Origin of the sequence: Rhizobium leguminosarum, from assembly GCF_004123835.1 — a bacterium.
In the GTDB taxonomy this organism is placed as follows: Bacteria; Pseudomonadota; Alphaproteobacteria; order Rhizobiales; family Rhizobiaceae; genus Rhizobium; species Rhizobium leguminosarum_M.
In genome coordinates, this window is the sequence record NZ_MZMU01000024.1 from 1 (window position 1) to 21,442 (window position 21,442).

Here is a 21,442-nt window from a genome sequence, read left to right on the forward strand (position 1 = left end):
CCGCCAAGCTTGCCGGCGTCTCCAAGGTGCTGCTCGCCGAAAGCGACGAACTCGCCAACAATCTGGCCGAACCGCTGGCCGATCTGATCGTCTCGCTCTCCGCCAGCTACGACACGATCATCTCCGCCGCCACCTCGGTCGGCAAAAACGTGCTGCCGCGCGTGGCAGCCCTGCTCGATGTCGCCCAGGTCTCGGAGATCATCGAGGTGATCTCTGCCGATACCTTCAAGCGGCCCATCTATGCCGGCAATGCCATTCAGACGGTGCAGGCGAGCGATGCGAAAAAGGTGATCACCGTGCGCACCGCTTCCTTTGCCTCCGCACCGGACGGCGGCTCCGCGCCGATCGAGGCGATCCCGGCGGTTTCCGATCCGGGGCTTTCGACCTTCGTCGCCGATGCGCTGTCGGCCTCCGACCGGCCGGAACTGACCTCGGCCAAGATCATCATCTCCGGCGGCCGGGCGCTCGGCTCGGCGGAGAAGTTCCGGGAGGTCATCCTGCCGCTCGCCGACAAGCTCGGCGCTGCCGTCGGCGCCAGCCGTGCTGCCGTCGATGCCGGCTATGCGCCGAACGACTGGCAGGTCGGCCAGACCGGCAAGGTTGTGGCGCCGCAGCTCTACATTGCCTGCGGCATTTCAGGCGCCATCCAGCATCTGGCCGGCATGAAGGATTCGAAGGTCATCGTCGCCATCAACAAGGACGAGGAGGCGCCGATCTTCCAGGTCGCCGACTACGGACTGGTCGCCGATCTCTTCGACGCCCTGCCGGAATTGCAAAAGGCGCTCTGACAGCGTCAAATGCTTTTCTTTCGCACGTGCGAATGACTGGAAAATTATCTTTTATCGGGCTACTACTGCTGCCGGGCGATCCTTCGTCCGGCAGTATTGCTAGAAAAATGCGGCGGCGCGGGGGCGAATGCCGTGCGGGGTTTGGAGATGAATGCGGTGTTGAAGAATATTGGTATTATCGGTGCCGGCCAGATGGGTTGCGGCATCGCGCATGTTTCGGCCGCCGCAGGTTACAGGGTTCACATCTACGATCTCTCGCAGGACCGCATCGAATCCGGCCTTGCCACCATCAACGGCAACCTGGCCCGCCTGGTGACGAACGGCAAGATGACCGAAGAGGAACGCAAGTCGACCTTGTCGCTCATATCAGGCTCGTCCGATGTCAATGACCTCGCCCCCTCCGATCTCGTCATCGAGGCCGCGACCGAGGATGAAACGGTCAAGCGCAAGATCTATACCCAGGTCTGTCCGGTCCTGAAGCCGGAAGCGCTGCTTGCCACCAACACGTCTTCCCTTTCCATCACCCGGCTTGCTGCCGCCACCGACCGCCCCGAACGCTTCATGGGCATACATTTCATGAACCCGGTGCCGGTGATGAAGCTGGTCGAACTGGTGCGCGGCATCGCGACCGACGAGAAGACCTTTTCCGCCGCCAAGGAATTCGTCGGCACGCTGGAAAAGACCATCACCGTCGCCGAGGATTTCCCGGCCTTCATCGTCAACCGCATCCTGCTGCCGATGATCAACGAAGCGATCTACACGCTCTATGAAGGCGTCGGCACGGTCGACGCCATCGATACGGCGATGAAGCTCGGCGCCAATCATCCGATGGGACCGCTGCAGCTTGCCGATTTCATCGGCCTCGACACCTGCCTCTCGATCATGCAGGTGCTGCATGACGGCCTGGCGGACTCGAAATACCGCCCCTGCCCGCTGCTGGTAAAATATGTCGAGGCCGGCTGGCTCGGCCGCAAGTCCGGCCGCGGCTTCTATGACTATCGCGGGGAAGTGCCGGTCCCGACGCGGTAAGCAGACCATCACCAGAAAGGGCGAATGGACCGAACGCCCGCGAAATGCTTTCCTTGCCGGGAACGGGAGGAAATGCCATGTCGACCGAAACACCCATGTTCCTGCTGCAATGCTGCGTCCTTATCGGAATCGCAGGCGTCTTCCTCATGAGAGGAGATGGGGACTCCTGATCAACGTCGTTACGACCCGATCGCACCCTTGATCAACGCCTTGGCGTCTTCGCTATCCCAGGCGGCCGGGCCGTTCATGGCGGAGATCAGGCAGCCCTTGTCGTTGAGCAGTAGCGTCACCGGAAGGCCGAAGGCAAGGCCTTCCTTCTTCAGGCTGTTGAAGACGCCGATCGTATTGTCGCGGTAAAACTGCAGCGCATCGACGCCGGTCTCGGCCAGGAAAGTCTTCGGCTTCTCGTCGTCGCCGGTGTCGATATTGACCGGCACGACCTGGAACCGGTCGCTGCCCATCTCCTTCTCGAGCGCGTTCAGCGCCGGCATCTCCTCGCGGCAGGGGACGCACCATGTCGCCCAGAGATTGAGAAGCACGGTCTTGCCGGCGAAATGATCGAGCGTCAGGGGCTTGCCGTCCGGCCCGTTGAAGGAAACCGCCGTCAGCTTGCGCGGCTCGGTGGCGGCAACCATGGCGGCCACCTGCCCCTTCATCAGCGGCGCCAGATTGGCAGCACGCTCCTTCGCCAGCGAGCATTCGGCCGAAGCGCTGCTGCCGATCCCATTGCCAATCCCCGTCTCCTTCACGTATACCGCTGCCGCACCTGCAACGACACCTGCTACGGCGGCGATTGCGATCAATTTTCCGGACGGCAGGCCGAAGGGTTTTTTCGTCGTCATTTCATTCTCCAGGACGGGCATCTTCAATGGCCGAGAACAACACGGACACCAAATCCTCCAACCAAATGTGGGGTGGGCGCTTCGCCTCCGGCCCGGACGCGATCATGGAGGAGATAAATGCCTCGATCGGTTTCGACAAGAAGCTATTCGCGCAGGATATTCGCGGTTCCATCGCCCATGCGACAATGCTTGCCCATCAGGGGATTATTTCCGCCGAAGATAAGGACAAGATCGTTCACGGGCTAAACACGATCCTGTCAGAAATCGAAAGTGGCAATTTCGAATTCTCGCGTCAGCTCGAAGACATCCATATGAATGTCGAAGCACGCCTGGCGACGCTGATCGGACCGGCGGCCGGCCGCCTGCACACTGCCCGCTCGCGCAACGATCAGGTGGCGCTCGACTTCCGTCTCTGGGTGAAGGAAGAGCTGCAGAAAACCGAGCGGATGCTGACCGGCCTGATCGCGGCCTTCCTCGATCGCGCCGAAGAACATGCCGAAAGCGTCATGCCGGGCTTCACCCATCTGCAGACCGCCCAGCCCGTTACCTTCGGCCATCACTGCATGGCCTATGTCGAAATGTTCGGCCGCGATCGCTCGCGCGTGCGCCACGCCATCGAGCATCTGGATGAAAGCCCGATCGGTGCCGCCGCACTTGCCGGCACCGGCTATCCGATCGACCGCCACATGACGGCCAGGGCCCTCGGTTTCCGCGAGCCGACCCGCAACTCCATCGATACGGTCTCCGACCGCGATTTCGCCATAGAATTCCTGTCGATCGCAGCAATTGCGGGCATGCACCTGTCGCGTCTGGCGGAAGAGATCGTCATCTGGTCGACCCCGCAATTCGGTTTCGTGCGCCTTTCCGACGCCTTCTCGACCGGCTCGTCGATCATGCCTCAGAAGAAGAACCCGGATGCCGCCGAACTGGTGCGCGCCAAGACCGGCCGGATCAACGGCTCGCTGGTGGCGCTGCTGACGATCATGAAGGGCCTGCCGCTCGCCTATTCCAAGGACATGCAGGAAGACAAGGAACAGGTCTTCGACGCAGCCGAGAGCCTGGAACTGGCAATTGCCGCCATGACCGGCATGGTGCGCGACATGACCGTCAACACCGCGCGCATGAAGGCGGCGGCCGGCTCCGGCTATTCGACGGCGACCGATCTTGCCGACTGGCTGGTGCGCGAAGCGGGCCTCCCCTTCCGCGACGCCCATCACGTGACCGGCCGCGCCGTAGCACTCGCCGAAAGCAAGGGCTGCGACCTTGCCGAACTGCCACTCTCCGAGCTACAGGCGATCCATTCCGACATCACCGACAAGGTCTACGACGTGCTGACGGTCGAAGCCTCGGTCGCCAGCCGCAAGAGCTTCGGCGGCACGGCACCGTCCGAAGTGCGCAGGCAGATCGCCTTCTGGCGCGCCCGCAACTAAGAGATACCAGGCGTGGCGAAAAGCCGCCGCGCCCTTCTGCGGGGTGCGCAAAGACCGCCAACAATCAGGGTGCACAAGGCGGATAAACTTCGCTATGAAGATGTCCATCGTTCGATATGAATGATGCCATCAAATGCCGCAGAAGAGGATATCCATGAAGAGCTTGCCGCACCTCGTCCGCCTGACGGCGGTTTTCGCCGTCATCGGCCTTGCCGTTGCCGGATGCGGGCGCAAGGGCGACCTCGATCCGCCGAGCGCTGCGGCAACCAAGGGAGGCGACGTTTCCAAGCCGACGAAACGGCCGGGAACCGTCGACAAGCCCTTCCTTCTCGATCCCCTTCTTTAAGGCACAAACCCGTGAACCATTTCGAATACCGTGACGGTGTCCTTCATGCCGAGAACGTCCCCGTTCCCGAGATCGCCAAGGCGGTCGGCACGCCGTTCTACGTCTATTCCACCGCAACGCTGGAGCGCCACTACCGCGTCTTTTCGGAAGCTTTCGCCGACATGGACTCCATGGTCTGCTATGCGATGAAGGCGAATTCGAACCAGGCGGTGCTGAAGACACTGGGCCGCCTCGGCGCCGGCATCGACGTCGTCTCGGAGGGCGAGCTGCGCCGCGCGCTTGCCGCCGGCATTCCGCCAAACCGCATCATGTTCTCAGGTGTCGGCAAGACGCCGTCCGAGATGGATTTCGCCCTCGAGGCCGGTATCTACTGCTTCAACGTCGAATCCGAGCCCGAGCTTGAGATCCTCAACCAGCGTGCCGTCAGCGCGGGCAAGAAAGCGCCGGTCTCCTTCCGCATCAATCCTGATGTCGATGCAAAGACGCATTCCAAGATCTCGACCGGCAAGAAGGAAAACAAGTTCGGCATCTCCTGGGAGCGCGCCCGCGCCATCTATGCCCATGCCGCCAGGCTGCCGGGCATCGAGGTCACCGGCATCGACATGCATATCGGCAGCCAGATCACCGAATTGCAACCCTTCGACGATGCCTTCAAACTGCTGCACGATCTTGTGGCGACGCTGCGCGCCGACGGCCACTCCATCCACCACGTCGATATCGGCGGCGGCCTCGGCATTCCCTACAAGGATGACAATAATCCGCCGCCGCTGCCGGATGCCTATGCGGCAATCGTCAAGAATCAGCTGCGCGGCCTGGACTGCAAGATCATCACCGAACCCGGACGCCTGATCGTCGGCAATGCCGGCATCCTCGTGACCGAAGTCCTCTATGTGAAGGATGGCGGCGAAAAGACCTTCGTCATCGTCGACGGCGCGATGAACGATCTCATCCGCCCGACGCTCTACGAGGCCTTTCACGAGATCCGCCCCGTGACGATTTCGGCGGCAAACGCGCCCCGCATCCGCGCCGACGTGGTCGGTCCCGTCTGCGAGACCGGCGATTATCTGGCGCTCGACCGCGAGATGGCGATGCCGAAGCCCGGCGACCTGATGGCCGTCAGCACTGCCGGCGCCTACGGCGCGGTCCAGGCCGGCACTTATAACAGCCGCCTGCTGGTGCCCGAAGTTCTGGTCAGGGGCAGCGATTTTCATACGATTCGCCCGCGCAGAACCTATGCCGAACTGATCAGCCTCGACTCCGTTCCGGCCTGGCTCGACTGAACAAGCCATCACTTTTTGGCGAATAAACGTGAAAAGCCGGTATTACCGGCCGCTCGCCCTCGCCTTCGCCACAAAGAGTGTTATCCTTTCGTTCATGAGCGTATTGCCCCGCAATCGCCGGAAGCGCCCTCTGTTCCAGAACGCCAGATCGCGGAGACCGGACCGATGACAAGCCCCTCGCGGCAGAAGAAAGGTGCATTTGCGTTCCGTCCGTCGCTTGCCCGGCTGGTGACGACGAAACGTCTGTTGGCGCGCATCGTGCTGTTTTTCGAGCAGCTGCTGCCGCCTTTGATGCCGGTACTGTCCGTCATCGCCTTTTATCTCTGCGCTTCCTGGTTCGGCCTCTTCCGCAGCGTGCCGGACTGGCTGCGCATCCTGCTGCTCATCGCCTTTGCTGCCGCTTTTCTCGTCTCGCTCCTCCCCTTCCGCACCCTGCGCTGGCCGAAAGTCGCAGAAGCCGACCGCATGCTGGAAGAGCGCAACGGCCTGCCGCACCAGCCGGTCACCGTCCAGGAAGACGAGCCGGCCTTCGATACGCCCTTCGGCCGGGCGCTCTGGCGCGAGCACCAGACGCGCATGGCCGAAAAGATCGCAGCGCTCGATGCCGGACTGCCGCGGCCTGATATTGCCGCGCATGACCGTTTCGCGCTGCGCGCCGTCCCGGCGCTGCTGCTTGTCACTGCCTTCGGTTATTCGCTGTCGATCAACGGCGGTTCGATCCGCGACGCATTGCAGGCAGCACCCGAGCCGGTGGTCAGCGATCCGGCGGTGCGCATCGACGCCTGGGTGACGCCGCCTTCCTATACCGGCCGCGCACCGGTTTACCTGACAGCTGACGGCAGCGAGCAGGCGCCGATCGGCATTCCGCAGTTTTCAGGCCTCACTGTCCGCGTCAGCGGCGGAAAGACGGCCGAAAAGGTCGTGTTCCGCAAGGCGAACGGCGAGGCCCAGGATATTGCCGTGCAGGCGGATACCAAACCGCAGCAGACGGCGGCATCAGCTAGCGAGCAGCAGACGGCGGCACCGGCCAGCCAGGCTCTCGTCGCGCAGACGCATATGATGAAGCTTCAGGAGAATGGTGCACTCGAGGTCAACGGCCGCCGCTGGAGCTTCGACGTGCTTCCCGACAAGGCGCCGGAGATTGCCTTTGACGGTTTGCCGAAGCCCAGCGTCAACGGGGCGCTCGAAATCGGTTTCACCGTCAAGGACGATTACGGCGTCCAGGAGGCGCATGCGGAGATCGTTCCCGTCGAAGCCGACCCGACGGCAACGCCGCTCTATCCGCTGCCGGAATACCGGCTGGATATCCCCCGCCGCAACGCCCGCGACGCCAAGGGCGTGACCAGCCGGAACCTGACCGAACATCCGCTTGCCGGCAAGCGCGTGCGCGTCACCCTCGTCGCCAAGGATGCCGCCGGCCAGACCGGACGCAGCCCGCCGCATGAGATGGTGCTGCCGTCGCGGCCCTTCAACGAGCCGCTTGCCGCGGCCGTCGCCGAGGAGCGGCAGGTCTTCGCGCTCGATACCCGCAAGATGCCGCAGGCAATCGCGCTGAACGAGGCGCTGACCATCCGTCCCGAGGAGACGATCCCCAAGCTTACCAACTACCTGCTGCTCGAATCCGCCTTGACGCGCATGAAGCTCGCAAAGGGCGAGGATGCGCTGAAGGATACGGCCCAATATCTCTGGGAGATCGCCCTCGGCATGGAGGACGGTGATCTCTCGCTGGCCGAGCGCAAGCTGCGCGAAGCCCAGCAGAAGCTTGCCGACGCGTTGGACCGCAACGCCCCCGACGCGGAGATCAAGAAGCTGATGGACGAGCTGCGCAAGGCGATGCAGGACTATATGACCGAGCTCGCCCAACGCATGCAGAACGCGCCGATGCAGCCGAACCAGAATGCGCAGAATATCCTGCGCCAGCAGGATCTGGAACGGATGATGGACCAGATCGAGAATCTCGCCCGCTCCGGCAATCGTGACGCGGCCCAGCAGATGCTGTCGGAATTGCAGCGGATGATGAACAACCTGCAGGCGGGCCGTCCGCAGCGCGGTCAGCAGGGCCAGGAAAACAGCGAAGCCCGCAAACAGATGGACAAGCTCGGCGAGATCCTGCGCGACCAGCAGAAGCTGATGGAACAGACCTTCCGGCTCGATCAGCAGCTCAGGGACCGCATGCAGCGCGGCGAGCCTGACATGGGCGAGAACGACCCGCTGCTCGACGAGATGAACCCGGGAGAGAATGGCGAGCCCCAGGATCAGCAGCAGGGCCAGCAAGGCAAGGAAGGTGAGCAGCCCTCCGACCAGATGACGGCCGAGCAGCTGCGCGAGGCGCTGAAACAGCTGCGCGCTCAGCAGGATGCGCTCGGCAAGCAGCTCGGCGAATTGCAGAAGAGCCTCGGCGAGATGGGCATGAAGCCCGGCCCGGGCTTTGGCCAGGCGCAACGCGAAATGGAAGGTGCCGGCCGTGAACTCGGCCAGGGCCGCGGCCAACCGGCCGTCGAGGGCCAGGGCCGCGCGCTCGAAGCGCTTCGCCAGGGCGCCCGCGACATGATGAACCAGATGATGCAGGCGCAGCAGGGCCAGCAGGGTCAAGGTCCAAACGGCCAGGTGGGCCAGGGCGACCAGAACGGCCGCGACCCACTCGGCCGGCCACGCCGGACCCAGGGACCTGATTTCGGCGATGACGTGAAGGTGCCTGATGAAATCGACGTTCAGCGGGCACGAGAAATCCTGGACGCGATTCGCGAAAAGCTCGGCAACAATCCGCCGCAGGAAATGGAACGGCGTTATCTCGAGCGGCTGCTGGACATTCAGTAGGCCATTCACCGCAACGCGATGGACAGCAGGCGCGTCAGAACAAGATCATTCCAGGGCCGAACCGGCCTAGAGCAGTTCCAGGAAAAGTGCATAGCGGTTTTCCGTCCGGAATTGCGTAAAAACAAAAAGCTAGAGCGGTTCTGCGCTTCGATCAAAGCTGAGCCACTCTAGCATCTGAATCGTGATTTCAATCAAAGAAATGGAGCATGATTCGCCCCAAACTACGCTTGTCGGACATCCTTGCTCTAAGCGACAAGCGCTCGGGCGACTGCCTTGCGGATATCGGGAAGCGCGAATGGCTTGGCGACGACGTCGATGATCTTTTCGGCAAGATCGTCGGCCCGCTCGCGCTGTTCGGCGTAACCGGTCATCAGCAGGATCTTCAGACCTGGAAAAGCGTCTTTTGCCTGATGGGCGAGTTCAATGCCGTCCATCACGGGCATGCGGATATCTGAAAGCAGCAGATCGTAGACCCCGTCCTTGAGCTTCTCCAAGCCCTCGGCCCCATCGGCCGCCTCATCGGTCTCGTGGCCATCAAGCCGCAGGGCTCGGGCCACGAAGGACCGCAGGGAGTCCTCGTCTTCCGTAATCAGAATTCTTGCCATATGTGCATCGCTCCGTATCAGCCCCGCGACGGAAATCACCAGACTTTCCTTTTCGATCGGTAAAGATGACGAAGCGATGGACGAGATGGTTAACAACCCGTCTTGAAGGCAACAGCTCAGGCGTCCCCGGTAACCACGCCGACAAAGGGCAGTTCGCGAAAGGCATAGGCGACATCCATGCCGTAGCCGACGACAAAATAGTCAGGGCATTCGAAGCCGACATAGTCGGCCTCCAGCTTTTCCTTGCGCTTGACGCGCTTGTCGAGCAGCACGGCGATCGTGACGTTGCGCGCGCCACGTTCGAAGAGCAGTTCCTTGGCAAAGAGCAGCGTCCGGCCGGATTCGAGGATATCGTCGATCAGCAGGACGTCGCGGCCATGCACGTCGCTGTCGATATCCTTGACGATGCGCACACCCTGCGAAACCGTGCCGATGCCGTAACTCGACAGCGTGATGAACTCGACCTCCGGGGCAAGCCCGCTATCATGCAGGGCGCGGATCAGGTCGGCGGCGAAGATGAAGGACCCCTTGAGCACGGCAATGACGAGCAGGTCGTTGGTCGGGCCGTTGGCGATCTCCCGCGCCATCGAATGATTGCGCTCGGCGATCTGCTCGGCGGTGAAGAGCGGCTCGATGTTTTTTCCGCGCACGACAGGCATAAGGGCTTGCTCCATGAAAAGAAGGGTAAGCCGTTAGCACATATGCGAGCCTGAAACAGCCTCGCCGGCCATGAAATTAACGGGATTGGCGCGACCGTGGCGCGAAAGTCGGCCCCATCCCATGTCCTGTTACGTCTGTGGCAGGAAGGAAAGACGGACCTCCGGCATTTTTCCGCCGGCATGCTGGACGCGAGCCGAGAAGCCCCGGCTCTGGCCGCCATAGATCACATCGGCCGGCGGGTTGATGACGATGCTTGCGGTCAGCCGCTCGTCGGTCACGAGATCGGCACGGATCGGATGCACCGTCTGCGTCGTGCCGCTGTCGTTTTCGATGATGCCGTTGATGACGAGCACGCGCATGCCGTTCGCATCACGCGGCGTCACTGTGACATGGGTGAAATGCAGCGATGCGCCGGAAGTGGCTCGCTCGCCGGAAAGGCCGGAAAAACCACCCGCAAGCCCGAAGACGAGCACGACGAGCGCCAGCACCAGCGCTGCGAAGCTCCGCATCGAAGCGCGCTGCAGCCAGGATTCCACGGTCTGCAGAACGGAAGCAGCCATTGCCGGCATGAGCGGCGGCTGTGCGGCGTTTGCGGCAGCCATGCGCTTGCGGTTGTCGTTATAGGTCCTTGCATTGAATTCCCTGGGCCGAACTTTGCCGAGGGTGACGAATTCGGCGTCGGAGATATCGGCAGGACGCGCCGAGCGGTACCGACGGTTGGCGGGTTCCGGCGGCAGGAAATCATAGGCCTGGCCCGGCGTCCGGCGACTGAAGGAGGATGCTTCCATGGTGGCTGCCTCGCAGATGTCCACATGGTTTCGCTGCCAGGGGAAATCTTGGCATTGAAACGAATCCTGCTCAGTCGTAAATTTTAATGGTTAATGCTTCGCAAAGATCGCCATCAAACGGGCGTCTTTCCAGCAAAATTTACCGGCTGTTAACGGTGTTGGTTAACAAGTCGTGCGGTGAAACCCACAACAGACTGAGCTGCCCGTTGATCCATTTCGAGAATGTCGGTTTGCGTTATGGCATGGGCCCGGAAATCCTCCGGGACCTGACCTTCGACATTCCGAAGAAATCCTTTCAGTTCCTGACTGGCCCATCGGGCGCCGGCAAGACGTCGCTGCTGCGGATGCTTTTCATGTCGCTGCAGCCGACGCGCGGGTTGATCCGTATGTTCGGGCGCGATATTTCCGAAATTCCCCGCCCCGAACTGCCGCTTCTGCGCCGCCGCGTCGGCATCGTCTTCCAGGATTTCCGCCTCCTCGACCATCTCACCACCTATGAGAATGTCGCTTTGCCCTTGCGGGTGCGTGGCAAGGATGAGAGCTCCTACAAGACCGACGTCCTGGAACTTTTGAAATGGGTCGGCCTCGGCGAACGCATCAACGTGCTGCCGCCCGTACTCTCCGGCGGCGAGAAGCAGCGCGCCGCAATCGCCCGGGCGCTGATGGACCGGCCGGAAGTGCTGCTGGCCGACGAACCGACCGGCAATGTCGACCCGCCGATGGCCAAGCGCCTGCTCAACCTTTTCCTCGAGCTGAACCGCCTCGGCACGGCGGTCGTGATCGCCACGCATGACTTGGCGTTGATGGAGCAGGTGGAAGCCCGCCGAATGATCCTCTCAGAGGGGCATCTCGATATCTATGACTGAGCCCCCGTCCAGAAACCCCGAGAAGGCGTCTGCCAAGACCCAGCAGAAGCGGCCGGAATTGCGCGTGCGTCCGACCGCGCCGATCCTGCCGCCTTCCAACATCCAGGGCAGCGCCTTGATGGTGGTGATATCGATCATGGCCTTTCTCGCCTGCCTGACGCTCGGCGGCGTCAGCATGGTGCGCTCGACGGCGGCAAGCTGGGAGAGCCAGATCTCGCGCGAGATCACCATCCAGATCAAGCCGGACGACAATCTCGACATGGAAAAGGCGCTGACGCAGGCGCGCGACCTGGCGTTGACCTTCGTCGGCACCAAGAGCGGCCAGATCGTCGACGAGGCGGCGACCGCACGGCTGCTCGAACCGTGGCTCGGCCCCGGTCTCGATCTCAAGGATCTGCCCGTTCCCCGCCTCGTCATCATCACCATCGACGAGAGCAATCCACCGGATTTCGATTCGATGCGGGCGCTGCTGAAGGACAGCATTCCGCAGGCTACCCTCGACGATCACCGCACCTGGGTCGACCGGCTGGTGTCCATGGCGCGCACGACGGTGATGATCGGCACCGGCATCCTGCTCTTGGTTTTCACGGCGATGGTGCTCACCGTCGTCTTCGCCACGCGCGGCGCGTTGTCGGGCAATCGGCACGTCGTCGAGGTGCTGCATTTCGTCGGCGCCGAAAGCTCCTTCGTCGCCACCGAATTCCAGAAGCATTTCCTGAAGATCAGCCTCAAGGGCTCGGCGATCGGCAGCGCGCTTGCCGCGCTCTTCTTCGCCACCGCCGGTTTCTGGCAGAGCCGCACCCTCGCCACTCCCGAAACGGACCAGGCGACCGCGCTCTTCGGCACCTTTTCCGTCGGCGTGCTCGGTTATGCCGGCATCTTCGCGACGATGATCGTCATCGCGCTCCTGACCACTTTCACCGCGCGGCTGACCGTCATGCGGACGATCTACGAAATCGATACGCTACGCTCGGACCCGACACGCACCGACGGCATCGGAAGTTGATTGTGACCGTGCCGTTTTGCCATGAAAGCGTCTGTTCCGCGCCGCAATCAGCGTATAATCACGATTCATGACGATGGGACATACGACACCCAACCCGATTCATCAGGACCCTGGGCTTGATCGCCCGGCAGGTTTGCCGCCGCGGCGCGGGCCGATCCGCCGCCTGCTGCGCTGGGGCGGCTTTGCCTGCTTGCTGGCAATCGCCTTGGTGTTCGGCGGTTTTCTGCGTTTCGCCGATTCCGTGACGACGCTGAAGCCGCCGGCCGAGCCGAAAGCGGATGCGATCGTGGTCCTGACGGGCGGCTACCAGCGCATCGACCAGGCCGTGGAGCTGCTGCAGAAAGGTGCCGGCAAGCGCTTGCTCATTTCCGGAGTCCACCCGACGACGACACCGGCGCAGATCCGCAAGATGACGCAGGGTTCGGCCGATCTCTTCTCCTGCTGTGTCGATATCGGCTACGATGCGATCGACACGATCGGCAATGCCGAGGAAGCTTCGAACTGGATCCACGCCAAGGGATACCGCAGCGTTCTTATCGTCACCAACAACTACCACATGCCGCGAAGCCTCGCCGAGCTCTCCTATGTCGATCCCGACATCGAGTTCATCGCTTATCCCGTGGTCAACTCGGATTTGAAGAGCCGCAACTGGTTCACCGATCCGAATGCGATGCGCGTCATGCTGGCCGAATATGTAAAAGTGCTGCTGACCGGCGCCCGCAACATCACCGGCTTCGGCCGCCACACCGGGTTGCGCTCGGCAAGTGCGTCCGGCCGAGAATAGAGCACCGCGCGTCCGATAGAACGCGCTACGGACGCTCTATCTTCTTGTTTTGCGCAATTCCGGACGCAAAACCACTGTGCACTTTTGCTGGAATTGCTCTGGGCTTTTACATCAGGGCGTCATCAAACGCTTTTTATGGCGGGCAATATCGTGTAGGCCGGTCGCGTGAGCATGCCTCGGGAAAGTTTCATGATCGCCCTGCGTTCCGTTCTCTTCAACACGATCTTCTACGCCAACCTCATTATCCGGATGATCGTGCTCTCGCCCTACTATTTCGTCGTGTCGCGCAAGATCGCCTATGCGATCCCGAAGAACTGGGCGCGCTCCAACCACTGGCTGATGCGGGTCATCGTCGGCACCACCTTCGAGATCGAGGGCCTGGAGAACCTGCCTGACGGCAGTTACATCCTGGCGCCGAAGCATCAGTCCTTCTGGGATACCTACGCACTGCTGCCCTGGCTGAGGGACCCGGTCTACATCCTGAAGCGCGAACTGATGTGGATTCCGCTCTTCGGCTGGTATGCGAAGAAACAGCGCATGATCCCGGTCGATCGCGGCGCCCGCGGCAAGGTGATGGTGGAAGTGCTGAAACGCACGAAGGAAGAGCTTTCGACCGGCCGCCAGCTCATCATCTATCCCGAGGGCACCCGCCGCCCGCCGGGCGCGGAGCCGCTCTATAAATACGGCATCGCCCGCATGTACCGCGACCTTGACCTCCCCGTCGTGCCGGTCGCCATGCATCCCGGCCTCTTCTGGCCGCGGCGGAGCATTCGTCGTTATCCCGGCCATTTCAAGGTGAGGATCCTGCCGCCGATCATGCCGGGAATGGATCCGGACGCCTTTTTCGCCCATCTGATCGAGGTATCGGAGCGGGCAAGCGACGAGCTTCTGCTCGAAACCGTCGCGCAAAATCCGCATCTGCCGCTCCCGCCGACGGCGGTCGACAGACTGGGCGAGCTGCGCAAATTGAACGCGGCAACTGGCTGAGATCAGGCGGCGCGCAGCCGCTTCACTTCGTTGACGACCTGCTCCAGCCAATGGTCGCGAATTCCCATCTGCTTCAGATGCGTAAGTGTGTTGAAGACATAGGCATCATTCGGACCAGACTGGCCTTTTGCTTCGTTCACCACCCGTGCCGCCGCAAGCGCATCGAGCGCGCCGGCATATTGTTCATGCTCGCGGTCGATGATGTAGGCGACCGCCTCCACCCGGCGCCGGCCGGCCAGCTGCAGCCGCACCCGGCGCTCCAGGTAGACATTAGTGACCAGTTCGCGGGCGCGGAGATAATCAATCACCTCATCCCATTTTTCCGGCGAAATGCGGAAAGCCATGCCGCGGCAGGCGCCACCCCTGTCGAGGCCGAGAACCAGGCCCGGATTGTCGTGGGTGCCGCGATGGACAAAGGAGCGGACGCAGAGCGAACGCCTGTAGCCGTAGACCAGGGCCTCCGCCCGCTCCAAGAACTCGAAGCCCGGATTCCACATCAGCGAACCGTAGCCAAATACCCAAAATTCGTCCATATCGCACGCCAGACCGGAATCACATTTGCGATTCACCATTGGAGAACATCATGGCAGCGTCAAGCCAATCCGGCAGCAGCCAATCCGGCAGCGGCAAGAAATTCTGGTTGCTGGGTGGAGGCGTCCTCCTGGTGATCGCGCTTTATACCGGCGGCTGGTTCTATGCGGCGTCGGCGCTGAAGACCACGGTGCTGAAAGCGATCGCGCCCCGCGACCAGGCAGGCGTCAGCGGCGAATGCTCCGATATCGAATTCCGCGGCTATCCCTTCCGTATCGGCCTGTTCTGCTCCAAGATCGACGTCGACGACAATGTCAACGGCGTTTCCGCTACCTTCGGCGCGCTGCGCTCGGCAGCCCAGGTCTATGCACCCGGCGATATTGTCTGGGAACTCGATTCGCCGGCCGAAATCCGCACCAGCAACGGCCTTTCGATCTCGGCCCAATGGACGAACCTGCAGGCGAGTCTTGCAACCAGGCTGCAGGGCATCGACCGCAGCTCGACCGTCATCGAGGGTCTGAAGGCGATGGCCGTCTCCTCCTACACCGGCCAGACCATGAGCTTCGATGCCGCTCGCACCGAAATTCATCTGCGCCAGAACGGCGCCGATCTCGACGGCGCGATCTCCGTGCAGGACGCCAACACGGCGATCAAGGACTGGCCGCAGATCTTCCCGAAATTGTCTGCCAGCATCGATCTGACCGTCGCCGGCAAGGCCGGCCTGATCGACGGCAGTGATCCGAACGGCCTCAATGGCGCCACCGGTGAACTCCGCCGCATCGTCGCCGACATCGGCGATGGCAAGGTGATGACGCTGACCGGCCCCTTCTCCTTTGACGAACAGGGTCTGCTCTCGGGAAAATTCAAGCTGGAGATCGAACAGCTCGGCCCCTGGGGCGACAGCCTGAAACAGGCCTTTCCGGATATCGCCTCGACCGTCAACACGGCAACGAAGCTCTTGAAGTCGCTTGCCGGCGGCGGCGACAAGGTCTCTGTCGATCTCGTCGTCAATCGCGGCAATGCCACCGTTAGCGGTTTCATCCCGCTCGGCCGGATTCCGCCGATCTGATGCATCTCGCCCAAAAGTGTCCAGCGGTTTTGGGATAACGGGATGCATAGGAAATAGGAAAAGGGCCTGAAGCGCCTTGCATGATTCCGGTTCGACGCGATGCGCTTTAGGCTATGCGCTTGATGAAGAAGACTTCTGGGACCGATTGCAGGCCGGGCAATTCGATCGTGCCGGTTTCGAAAAATCCATTGCGGCGATGCCAGTCCTGAGGCCGGCTTTCGTCGCATTCGCTCGACGTCATCAGCAGGCGGGCGCCGTCGCCGCGCATGGCGTCTTCCCAGGCGAGAAACAGCGCCGTTCCAACGCCCGACCGGCGGTGGCCGGGCAGGACGCGGATCATTTCCATATAGGGAACCCTGCCCCAGAAGCGGGAGAAGCGGAGGAAACCGACAATCTCGCCGGCCTTCCTGGCAACCAGATATTCTCCAAGCGCGACGCAGCGCGATACCCATGCCTCACCGGCGCTGGCATCCTCGCGCACCAGCCAGTCGATATCCGCCTGGTCGGCGCTTGCCACCTCCACCATCGCGGCGGTTACTTCTTGTCTAGCGCGTGGCGGCCGAAATCCGGCGCGTCGACATCCTGGCCGGCCTGGACGATCGAACGGCGGATAGCGCGCGTGCGGGTGAAGAGTTCGAAAATCTTGTCGCCCTCGCCCCAGCGGATCGCGCGCTGCAGATAGGCGAGATCCTCCGAGAAGCGCGCCAGCATTTCGAGGATCGCATCGCGGTTATGCAGGCAGACGTCGCGCCACATCGTCGGGTCGGAGGCGGCAAGGCGGGTGAAATCGCGAAAGCCGGAGGCGGAATATTTGATGACTTCCGATTCCGTCACCGTCTCCAGATCGTCGGCCGTGCCGACGATATTGTAGGCGATGATATGCGGCAGATGCGAGACGATGGCGAGCACCTTGTCGTGATGCTCGGCATCCATCTCGTCGACCTTCGAGCCCAGCGCTTCCCAGAAGCTGCGCAGCCGCTTCAACGCCACCTCGTCGGTGCCAGCGACCGGCGTGAAGATGCACCAGCGGCCTTCGAAGAGGCCGGGAAAGCCGGCATCCGGGCCGGATTTTTCGGTGCCGGCCAGCGGATGGCCTGGGATAAAATGCACATTATCAGGCATATGCGGCAGCATCTGCGCAATGACAGAAGCCTTTGTCGAACCGACATCGGTAACGATCGCCCCGGGCTTCAGGTTTACCGAGATCTCCTTCGCCACACTTTCCGAAGCGCCGACCGGCACCGAGACGATCACCAGATCGGCATCCGTGACGGCATCCTGCGACGATGTCGTGTAGCGGTCGCCGAGACCGAGCTCTTCCGCGCGCTTCAGCGTATCGGGGCTGCGTGTGGCGACGACGATCTCCCTCGCAAGGCCAAGCCGCCTGATGTCATAGGCGAGCGAAGAGCCGATCAGGCCGATGCCGATCAGCGCGATGCGATCGAACTGCACGCTCATGGCTGATGACCCATGAATTCGGTGAGCGCGGCAATCACGCCGCGATTGGCCTCCTCGGGGCCAATGCTCATGCGCAGCGCATTGGCGAAGCCATAACCGCGCACGGCGCGCAGGATGTAACCGCGGCTCGTCAGCAAATCGTCGGCATCCGCGGCGCGCTTACCGTCGATCTCGGGGAAATGGATGAGGACGAAATTGGCGACGGACGGCGTCACCTTCAGCCCGATCGCTTCGAGCGCCTGGGTAAGCGTCTCCACCCACATCTGGTTGAAGGAGACGGCCTGCTGGATGAAGGCCTGATCGCGGATGGCAGCGGCGGCGGCGGCGATTGCCGGTGCGTTCAAGTTGAACGGCGCGCGCACACGGTTCAGCGCGTTGACGATCTCGGCGGGCGCATACATCCAACCGACGCGCAGCGCCGCAAGACCATAGGCCTTCGAGAAGGTGCGGGTCATCACCACGTTGGCATTGGAGGATACGACCTCGATGCCGGCTTCATAATCGTTGCGGCGCACATATTCGGCGTAAGCCGCATCGAGCACCAGGACGACATGTTTCGGCAGTCCGGCCTGCAGGCGGCGGATCTCGCTAACGGAAACATAGGTGCCGGTCGGATTGCCGGGATTGGCGATGAAGACGATCTTCGTCTTCTCCGTCACCGCGGCAAGGATCGCATCGACATCGACGGTATAGTCCTTCTCCTTGACGACGACAGGCGTGGCGCCTGCGCCCAGGATCTGGATCTTGTAGACGAGGAAGCCGTGCTCGGTGATGATGCCCTCGTCGCCGGCGCCGAGATAGACATGGCAGAGCAGGCCGAGCAGCTCGTCCGAACCGTTGCCGCAGAGGATGTTTGCCGGATTGAGACCGTGCACGGCGGCGATCGCCTCGCGCAGTTCGATCGCCTGCCCGTCGGGATAACGCCCCAGATTGTCGGCAACCGTCTTGAAGGCCTCGATTGCCTTCGGGCTGGCGCCGAGCGGCGTTTCGTTGGACGAGAGCTTGTAGACACGGGCAACACCCGGCGCATGTTCCTTGCCCGGCACATAGGCTGCGATATCGAGAATACCGGGACGCGGAACGGGCTTGCTCATCTCAACGCTCATGGGTTCGACCTTGGAATTGCCGGAAATCCGGGCTGAAAAACACCAAGTGGCATTAAAGCGGAATGCGATTGTTGTCGAGAGCCATGGGCGTGACACAAGCAGTTGGAGACCGCCGGCTCGGCATCAGCTGTTGCGTGTGGTCGGCACGCCATGAGGTGCGAGAACCGGCACGAAGACGCGGCGGGAGGCCCGCGCCGCAACCGGCAGCCCTTGATAGAGCCGCTTCTGCGCTTCGACGATGATGACGCCCGAGAAGGCCGGCCACAGCGTTCGGCCGATCCGCTCGAAGGCGCGCCGCAGGCGCAGGATGGTTCTGAGCTTCGAGGGCGGGAAGAACAGCGCTTCAGCCGTCGCGCCCGGCGTGAAATTCGTCTCGCGCAGCAGATTTGTCAACTGACCGCGGGAATAGGGCCGGCCCGAACCGAAGGGCGTATGCTCCATACGTGCCCAGACGCCGCGCCGGTTCGGCACGACGATGACCAGCCGTCCGCCCGGCGCCAGCACCCGCCAGAGCTCCTTCAGCGTCTCGCGCGGGCTTTCGGCGAATTCCAGCGAATGCACCATCAGCACACGGTCAATCGAGGAATCCGGCAGCGGCAGTTCCTCGTCGAAAATCAGCGCCGTCGTCGAGAGCGAGCCCATCGGCCAGTTCACCGCGCCCTGCCCGGCCGGCATGAAGGCGAAGGTGCGCTCGGTATCGGCCTGGAAGCGGTCGAGGAAGGGCACGGCATAACCGAGACCGACCAGACGCTCCTGCGGCAGCCGCACCCAGAGCGAGGACAGCGCCATGGCGATCGACTGCTCGGCAAGACGTCCGAGCTCGGAATGATAGAACTGGCGTAAGTCGACGATATCGGCGTGCATTGCGACAAATGTTATCAGCGGGCGGTTGGACTTCAAGGCCGGAACCTCTACATTTCCGCGAGACTCCTGGGATAAGGGATTATTGAACGATGAAACCTTTGGAATTAGACGTTTTTCTCTGCCGCACCGACAATTTCGGCGTTCTCGTGCACGATCCGGAGACAGGCTTTACCGCGGCGATCGATGCGCCGGAGGAGGCGCCGATCCTGGAAGCGGCGACACGTCGCGGCTGGAAAATCACCCATATCTTCACCACTCATCATCACACCGACCATGTCACTGCCAACCTGGCGCTGAAGGAACAGTTCGGCTGCGAGATCATCGGCCCGATCAACGAGGCCATTGCCATTCCCGGCCTCGATCGGACGATGGCCGATGGCGACAGCTTCCTTTTCGGCGATCACACGGTCAACGTCATCGAGACGCCCGGCCACACCGCCGGCCACATCTGCTATCACTTCGTCGATGACAAGCTGCTCTTTGCCGCCGACACGCTGTTTGCGCTCGGCTGCGGCCGGTTGTTCGAACGACCGGCCGCCGATATGTGGCACTCCCTGCAGAAACTCGCCGTGCTGCCCGATGAGACCGCCATCTATTTCGGCCATGAATACACATTGTCCAATGCCCGCTTCGCGCTGACCGTCGATCCCGACAATGAGCGACTGAAGAACCGCGCCGCCGAGATCGAGGCCTTGCGCGCCGACGGCAAATTCACCATCCCGACGACGCTGGGGCTGGAAAAGGAAACCAACCCGTTTCTGCGCGCCGCCGATCCGGCGATCCGCCGCAATCTGCTGATGGAAGGCAAGACCAACGAGGAAGTCTTTGCAGAGATCCGCAAGCGCAAGGACCATTTCTGATGTCGCCTGAGGACATCATCCGCGAACTCGGCATGCAGCCGCATCCCGAAGGTGGCTGGTACGTGCAGACATTCCGCGATACGGCGGGCGGAGAACGCGGCCATTCGACGGCGATCTATTATCTGCTGGCCAGTGGGCAACGTTCGCACTGGCATCGTGTCCATGACGCGGCCGAGGTCTGGCATTATTATGCCGGCGCGCCGCTTTCGCTGCACCGGTCGGAAGACGGAACGGCAAGCGAGACCCTGACGCTCGGAACGAATCTTCCTGCCGGCGAGCGGCCGCAAGCACTCATTCCCGCCAATTGGTGGCAATCGGCCGAAACCCTCGGCGATTTCACTTTGGTCGGCTGCACCGTCTCACCCGGCTTCGAATTCTCGAGCTTCGAGATAGCCCCACCCGGTTGGAAACCCAGCAGCTGAGGCTATTCTGCCGCCGCGGACTGCGCCGGAACTTTGCGGCGGAACATCTCTTGGGCAGCCAGCACCGCCCCGCCGGTGACGAGTAGGCAGGCGAGAGCAATGCGCCAGCTCGGCTCGGCAAATCCGAACAGCACCAGAATAAGCGTCGAAAGCAGAGGTGCTGCATAACTTGCCGCGCCGAGAATCTGGATATCGCCGTTCTTGACGCCGTAATCCCACGCGTAGAAGGCGGCACCGACCGGAAAGAGCCCGAGCCCGGCGACGGCGACCCATTCGAAAACCGTTTCCGGCCAGACGGTCGTCTCAAGGCCGAGATGGCAGAAGAGCGACAGGATGGAGGTCGCAAGGCAGAAGCCGGTGACGACATCCGTGGAGACGGCGTCGAAACGCCGCGTCACCAGCGAATAGCCGGACCATGTGAAGGCGCAGAGAAAGGCAGCGCCGTAACCAATGGCATAGGCGCCGTCGAAATCTATGCCGTTGCGGCTAACGATCAGGAAGGTGCCGCAAAGACCGGCAAGCGCACCTGCCACATGATACCAGCGCAGCCGTTCGCCCGGCAGCAGCGCCGAACCGACGACGATCAGCAGTGGCCAGAGATAGGCGATCAGCCCCGCCTCCACTGCCGGCGCGTTCCGGAGCGCGGTAAAATAAAGGAAGTGATAGCCGAACAGTCCTGAAATACCCGTTATCCAGACCTTGGCCGGCTGCTTCAGCAGCGCCAGCCGCGAGGGATTGAGGGTAAGCACGACGAGGCCGGGAATGCTGCCGATCGCAAAGCAGACGGCCGAAAGCTGGAACGGCGGCATCTTGCCGGAGGCGGCCGTGAACAACGCCAGGAACGACCACATCAGAATGGCCGTAAAGCCGATCAACGTCGCGCGAAGCTTCACCTGTCCCCCTT

23 protein-coding genes are annotated in these 21,442 nt (G+C 62.1%); 13 read left to right on the forward strand and 10 right to left on the reverse strand.

Annotated elements, in window-relative coordinates; translation table 11 throughout:
- On the forward strand, positions 1–788 hold a 788-nt coding region (locus B5P46_RS29660; RefSeq protein ID WP_164986578.1), incomplete at its 5' end, for an electron transfer flavoprotein subunit alpha/FixB family protein.
- A gap of 147 nt (positions 789–935) precedes the next feature.
- A complete protein-coding gene (locus B5P46_RS29665; RefSeq protein ID WP_017966357.1) occupies positions 936–1,817 on the forward strand; it encodes a 3-hydroxybutyryl-CoA dehydrogenase in 882 nt (293 codons plus the stop codon).
- A gap of 179 nt (positions 1,818–1,996) precedes the next feature.
- Here the strand turns inward: B5P46_RS29665 and tlpA are convergent, their stop codons facing one another.
- Complete coding sequence (gene tlpA, locus B5P46_RS29670; protein WP_129421869.1) at positions 1,997–2,659, reverse strand: thiol:disulfide interchange protein TlpA; 663 nt, start codon at positions 2,657–2,659, stop codon at positions 1,997–1,999.
- A 26-nt stretch (positions 2,660–2,685) separates the two neighbouring features.
- On the opposite strand from tlpA, the gene argH reads away from it, so the two are divergent.
- The 4 genes from argH to B5P46_RS29690 all read left to right on the forward strand — a co-directional run bounded on the left by argH (position 2,686) and on the right by B5P46_RS29690 (position 8,532).
- Positions 2,686–4,089 carry an argininosuccinate lyase gene (argH, locus tag B5P46_RS29675; RefSeq protein WP_129421870.1) on the forward strand — a complete coding sequence of 468 codons (1,404 nt, stop codon included), beginning with the start codon at positions 2,686–2,688 and terminating at the stop codon, positions 4,087–4,089.
- 133 nt (positions 4,090–4,222) lie between these two features.
- Positions 4,223–4,435, forward strand: a complete 213-nt coding sequence (gene lptM, locus B5P46_RS29680; RefSeq protein ID WP_129421871.1) for an LPS translocon maturation chaperone LptM — start codon at positions 4,223–4,225, stop codon at positions 4,433–4,435.
- An 11-nt stretch (positions 4,436–4,446) separates the two neighbouring features.
- Positions 4,447–5,715 carry a diaminopimelate decarboxylase gene (gene lysA / locus B5P46_RS29685; RefSeq protein WP_129421872.1) on the forward strand — a complete coding sequence of 423 codons (1,269 nt, stop codon included), beginning with the start codon at positions 4,447–4,449 and terminating at the stop codon, positions 5,713–5,715.
- A 165-nt stretch (positions 5,716–5,880) separates the two neighbouring features.
- The gene (locus tag B5P46_RS29690; protein ID WP_129421873.1) at positions 5,881–8,532 is read left to right on the forward strand and encodes a TIGR02302 family protein; all 2,652 of its coding nucleotides are present in this window, start codon (positions 5,881–5,883) and stop codon (positions 8,530–8,532) included.
- 245 nt (positions 8,533–8,777) lie between these two features.
- Here B5P46_RS29690 and B5P46_RS29695 read toward each other — a convergent pair whose 3' ends face one another.
- From B5P46_RS29695 to B5P46_RS29705, 3 genes are all read right to left on the reverse strand, one after another.
- Positions 8,778–9,137: a response regulator gene (locus B5P46_RS29695; RefSeq protein WP_003543311.1), complete on the reverse strand. Its 360-nt coding sequence runs from the start codon at positions 9,135–9,137 to the stop codon at positions 8,778–8,780.
- 116 nt (positions 9,138–9,253) lie between these two features.
- Positions 9,254–9,796, reverse strand: coding sequence for a hypoxanthine phosphoribosyltransferase (hpt, locus tag B5P46_RS29700; RefSeq protein WP_129421874.1), 543 nt, complete (start codon positions 9,794–9,796; stop codon positions 9,254–9,256).
- A gap of 129 nt (positions 9,797–9,925) precedes the next feature.
- On the reverse strand, positions 9,926–10,585 hold the full coding sequence (locus B5P46_RS29705; protein ID WP_129421875.1) for a hypothetical protein: 660 nt from the start codon (positions 10,583–10,585) through the stop codon (positions 9,926–9,928).
- A 206-nt stretch (positions 10,586–10,791) separates the two neighbouring features.
- Here B5P46_RS29705 and ftsE point away from each other — a divergent pair, with 206 nt between their 5' ends.
- From ftsE to B5P46_RS29725, 4 genes are all read left to right on the forward strand, one after another.
- The gene (gene ftsE, locus B5P46_RS29710; RefSeq protein ID WP_003543317.1) at positions 10,792–11,451 is read left to right on the forward strand and encodes a cell division ATP-binding protein FtsE; all 660 of its coding nucleotides are present in this window, start codon (positions 10,792–10,794) and stop codon (positions 11,449–11,451) included.
- The gene (locus tag B5P46_RS29715) at positions 11,444–12,457 is read left to right on the forward strand and encodes a cell division protein FtsX (RefSeq protein ID WP_129421876.1); all 1,014 of its coding nucleotides are present in this window, start codon (positions 11,444–11,446) and stop codon (positions 12,455–12,457) included. Before ftsE ends, B5P46_RS29715 begins: the two co-directional genes overlap by 8 nt.
- Before the next feature lie 67 nt (positions 12,458–12,524).
- Complete coding sequence (locus B5P46_RS29720; RefSeq protein ID WP_129421877.1) at positions 12,525–13,241, forward strand: YdcF family protein; 717 nt, start codon at positions 12,525–12,527, stop codon at positions 13,239–13,241.
- 189 nt (positions 13,242–13,430) lie between these two features.
- On the forward strand, positions 13,431–14,228 hold the full coding sequence (locus B5P46_RS29725; RefSeq protein WP_129421878.1) for a lysophospholipid acyltransferase family protein: 798 nt from the start codon (positions 13,431–13,433) through the stop codon (positions 14,226–14,228).
- Between the two features lie 2 nt (positions 14,229–14,230).
- Here the strand turns inward: B5P46_RS29725 and B5P46_RS29730 are convergent, their stop codons facing one another.
- Positions 14,231–14,761, reverse strand: a complete 531-nt coding sequence (locus B5P46_RS29730) for a gamma-glutamylcyclotransferase (RefSeq protein WP_129421879.1) — start codon at positions 14,759–14,761, stop codon at positions 14,231–14,233.
- 50 nt (positions 14,762–14,811) lie between these two features.
- Between B5P46_RS29730 and B5P46_RS29735 the strand changes: the two genes are divergently transcribed.
- Complete coding sequence (locus tag B5P46_RS29735; protein WP_129421880.1) at positions 14,812–15,828, forward strand: DUF2125 domain-containing protein; 1,017 nt, start codon at positions 14,812–14,814, stop codon at positions 15,826–15,828.
- 106 nt (positions 15,829–15,934) lie between these two features.
- Here the strand turns inward: B5P46_RS29735 and B5P46_RS29740 are convergent, their stop codons facing one another.
- The 4 genes from B5P46_RS29740 to B5P46_RS29755 form a co-directional block, all read right to left on the reverse strand.
- Positions 15,935–16,354, reverse strand: a complete 420-nt coding sequence (locus B5P46_RS29740) for a GNAT family N-acetyltransferase (protein WP_129421881.1) — start codon at positions 16,352–16,354, stop codon at positions 15,935–15,937.
- An 8-nt stretch (positions 16,355–16,362) separates the two neighbouring features.
- Complete coding sequence (locus tag B5P46_RS29745) at positions 16,363–17,286, reverse strand: prephenate/arogenate dehydrogenase family protein (RefSeq protein WP_129421882.1); 924 nt, start codon at positions 17,284–17,286, stop codon at positions 16,363–16,365.
- Complete coding sequence (hisC, locus tag B5P46_RS29750) at positions 17,283–18,380, reverse strand: histidinol-phosphate transaminase (protein WP_206735426.1); 1,098 nt, start codon at positions 18,378–18,380, stop codon at positions 17,283–17,285. The genes B5P46_RS29745 and hisC overlap by 4 nt, the downstream gene beginning before the upstream one ends.
- A 135-nt stretch (positions 18,381–18,515) precedes the next feature.
- Entirely contained in the window at positions 18,516–19,292 is a 777-nt protein-coding gene (locus B5P46_RS29755; RefSeq protein ID WP_129421884.1) for a class I SAM-dependent methyltransferase, read from the reverse strand.
- 53 nt (positions 19,293–19,345) lie between these two features.
- On the opposite strand from B5P46_RS29755, the gene gloB reads away from it, so the two are divergent.
- Positions 19,346–20,116 (forward strand): hydroxyacylglutathione hydrolase, encoded by a 771-nt coding sequence (gloB, locus tag B5P46_RS29760; protein WP_129421885.1) that lies wholly within the window; start codon positions 19,346–19,348, stop codon positions 20,114–20,116.
- Positions 20,116–20,538: a cupin domain-containing protein gene (locus B5P46_RS29765; RefSeq protein ID WP_129421886.1), complete on the forward strand. Its 423-nt coding sequence runs from the start codon at positions 20,116–20,118 to the stop codon at positions 20,536–20,538. Before gloB ends, B5P46_RS29765 begins: the two co-directional genes overlap by 1 nt.
- 2 nt (positions 20,539–20,540) lie before the next feature.
- On the opposite strand, the gene yddG is transcribed toward B5P46_RS29765, so the two are convergent.
- Positions 20,541–21,431: an aromatic amino acid exporter YddG gene (gene yddG, locus B5P46_RS29770; protein ID WP_129421887.1), complete on the reverse strand. Its 891-nt coding sequence runs from the start codon at positions 21,429–21,431 to the stop codon at positions 20,541–20,543.
- Positions 21,432–21,442 lie beyond the last annotated feature (11 nt).

What these genes read in the sequence shown, in the direction of transcription:
- B5P46_RS29665 (WP_017966357.1), top strand. Translation starts at nt 936, where the DNA reads ATGAATGCGGTGTTGAAGAATATTGGTATTATCGGTGCCGGCCAGATG.
- tlpA (WP_129421869.1), bottom strand. Translation starts at nt 2,659, where the DNA reads ATGACGACGAAAAAACCCTTCGGCCTGCCGTCCGGAAAATTGATCGCA.
- argH (WP_129421870.1), top strand. Translation starts at nt 2,686, where the DNA reads ATGGCCGAGAACAACACGGACACCAAATCCTCCAACCAAATGTGGGGT.
- lptM (WP_129421871.1), top strand. Translation starts at nt 4,223, where the DNA reads ATGCCGCAGAAGAGGATATCCATGAAGAGCTTGCCGCACCTCGTCCGC.
- B5P46_RS29690 (WP_129421873.1), top strand. Translation starts at nt 5,881, where the DNA reads ATGACAAGCCCCTCGCGGCAGAAGAAAGGTGCATTTGCGTTCCGTCCG.
- B5P46_RS29695 (WP_003543311.1), bottom strand. Translation starts at nt 9,137, where the DNA reads ATGGCAAGAATTCTGATTACGGAAGACGAGGACTCCCTGCGGTCCTTC.
- hpt (WP_129421874.1), bottom strand. Translation starts at nt 9,796, where the DNA reads ATGCCTGTCGTGCGCGGAAAAAACATCGAGCCGCTCTTCACCGCCGAG.
- B5P46_RS29705 (WP_129421875.1), bottom strand. Translation starts at nt 10,585, where the DNA reads ATGGAAGCATCCTCCTTCAGTCGCCGGACGCCGGGCCAGGCCTATGAT.
- B5P46_RS29715 (WP_129421876.1), top strand. Translation starts at nt 11,444, where the DNA reads ATGACTGAGCCCCCGTCCAGAAACCCCGAGAAGGCGTCTGCCAAGACC.
- B5P46_RS29720 (WP_129421877.1), top strand. Translation starts at nt 12,525, where the DNA reads ATGACGATGGGACATACGACACCCAACCCGATTCATCAGGACCCTGGG.
- B5P46_RS29725 (WP_129421878.1), top strand. Translation starts at nt 13,431, where the DNA reads ATGATCGCCCTGCGTTCCGTTCTCTTCAACACGATCTTCTACGCCAAC.
- B5P46_RS29730 (WP_129421879.1), bottom strand. Translation starts at nt 14,761, where the DNA reads ATGGACGAATTTTGGGTATTTGGCTACGGTTCGCTGATGTGGAATCCG.
- B5P46_RS29735 (WP_129421880.1), top strand. Translation starts at nt 14,812, where the DNA reads ATGGCAGCGTCAAGCCAATCCGGCAGCAGCCAATCCGGCAGCGGCAAG.
- B5P46_RS29740 (WP_129421881.1), bottom strand. Translation starts at nt 16,354, where the DNA reads ATGGTGGAGGTGGCAAGCGCCGACCAGGCGGATATCGACTGGCTGGTG.
- B5P46_RS29745 (WP_129421882.1), bottom strand. Translation starts at nt 17,286, where the DNA reads ATGAGCGTGCAGTTCGATCGCATCGCGCTGATCGGCATCGGCCTGATC.
- hisC (WP_206735426.1), bottom strand. Translation starts at nt 18,380, where the DNA reads ATGAGCAAGCCCGTTCCGCGTCCCGGTATTCTCGATATCGCAGCCTAT.
- gloB (WP_129421885.1), top strand. Translation starts at nt 19,346, where the DNA reads ATGAAACCTTTGGAATTAGACGTTTTTCTCTGCCGCACCGACAATTTC.
- B5P46_RS29765 (WP_129421886.1), top strand. Translation starts at nt 20,116, where the DNA reads ATGTCGCCTGAGGACATCATCCGCGAACTCGGCATGCAGCCGCATCCC.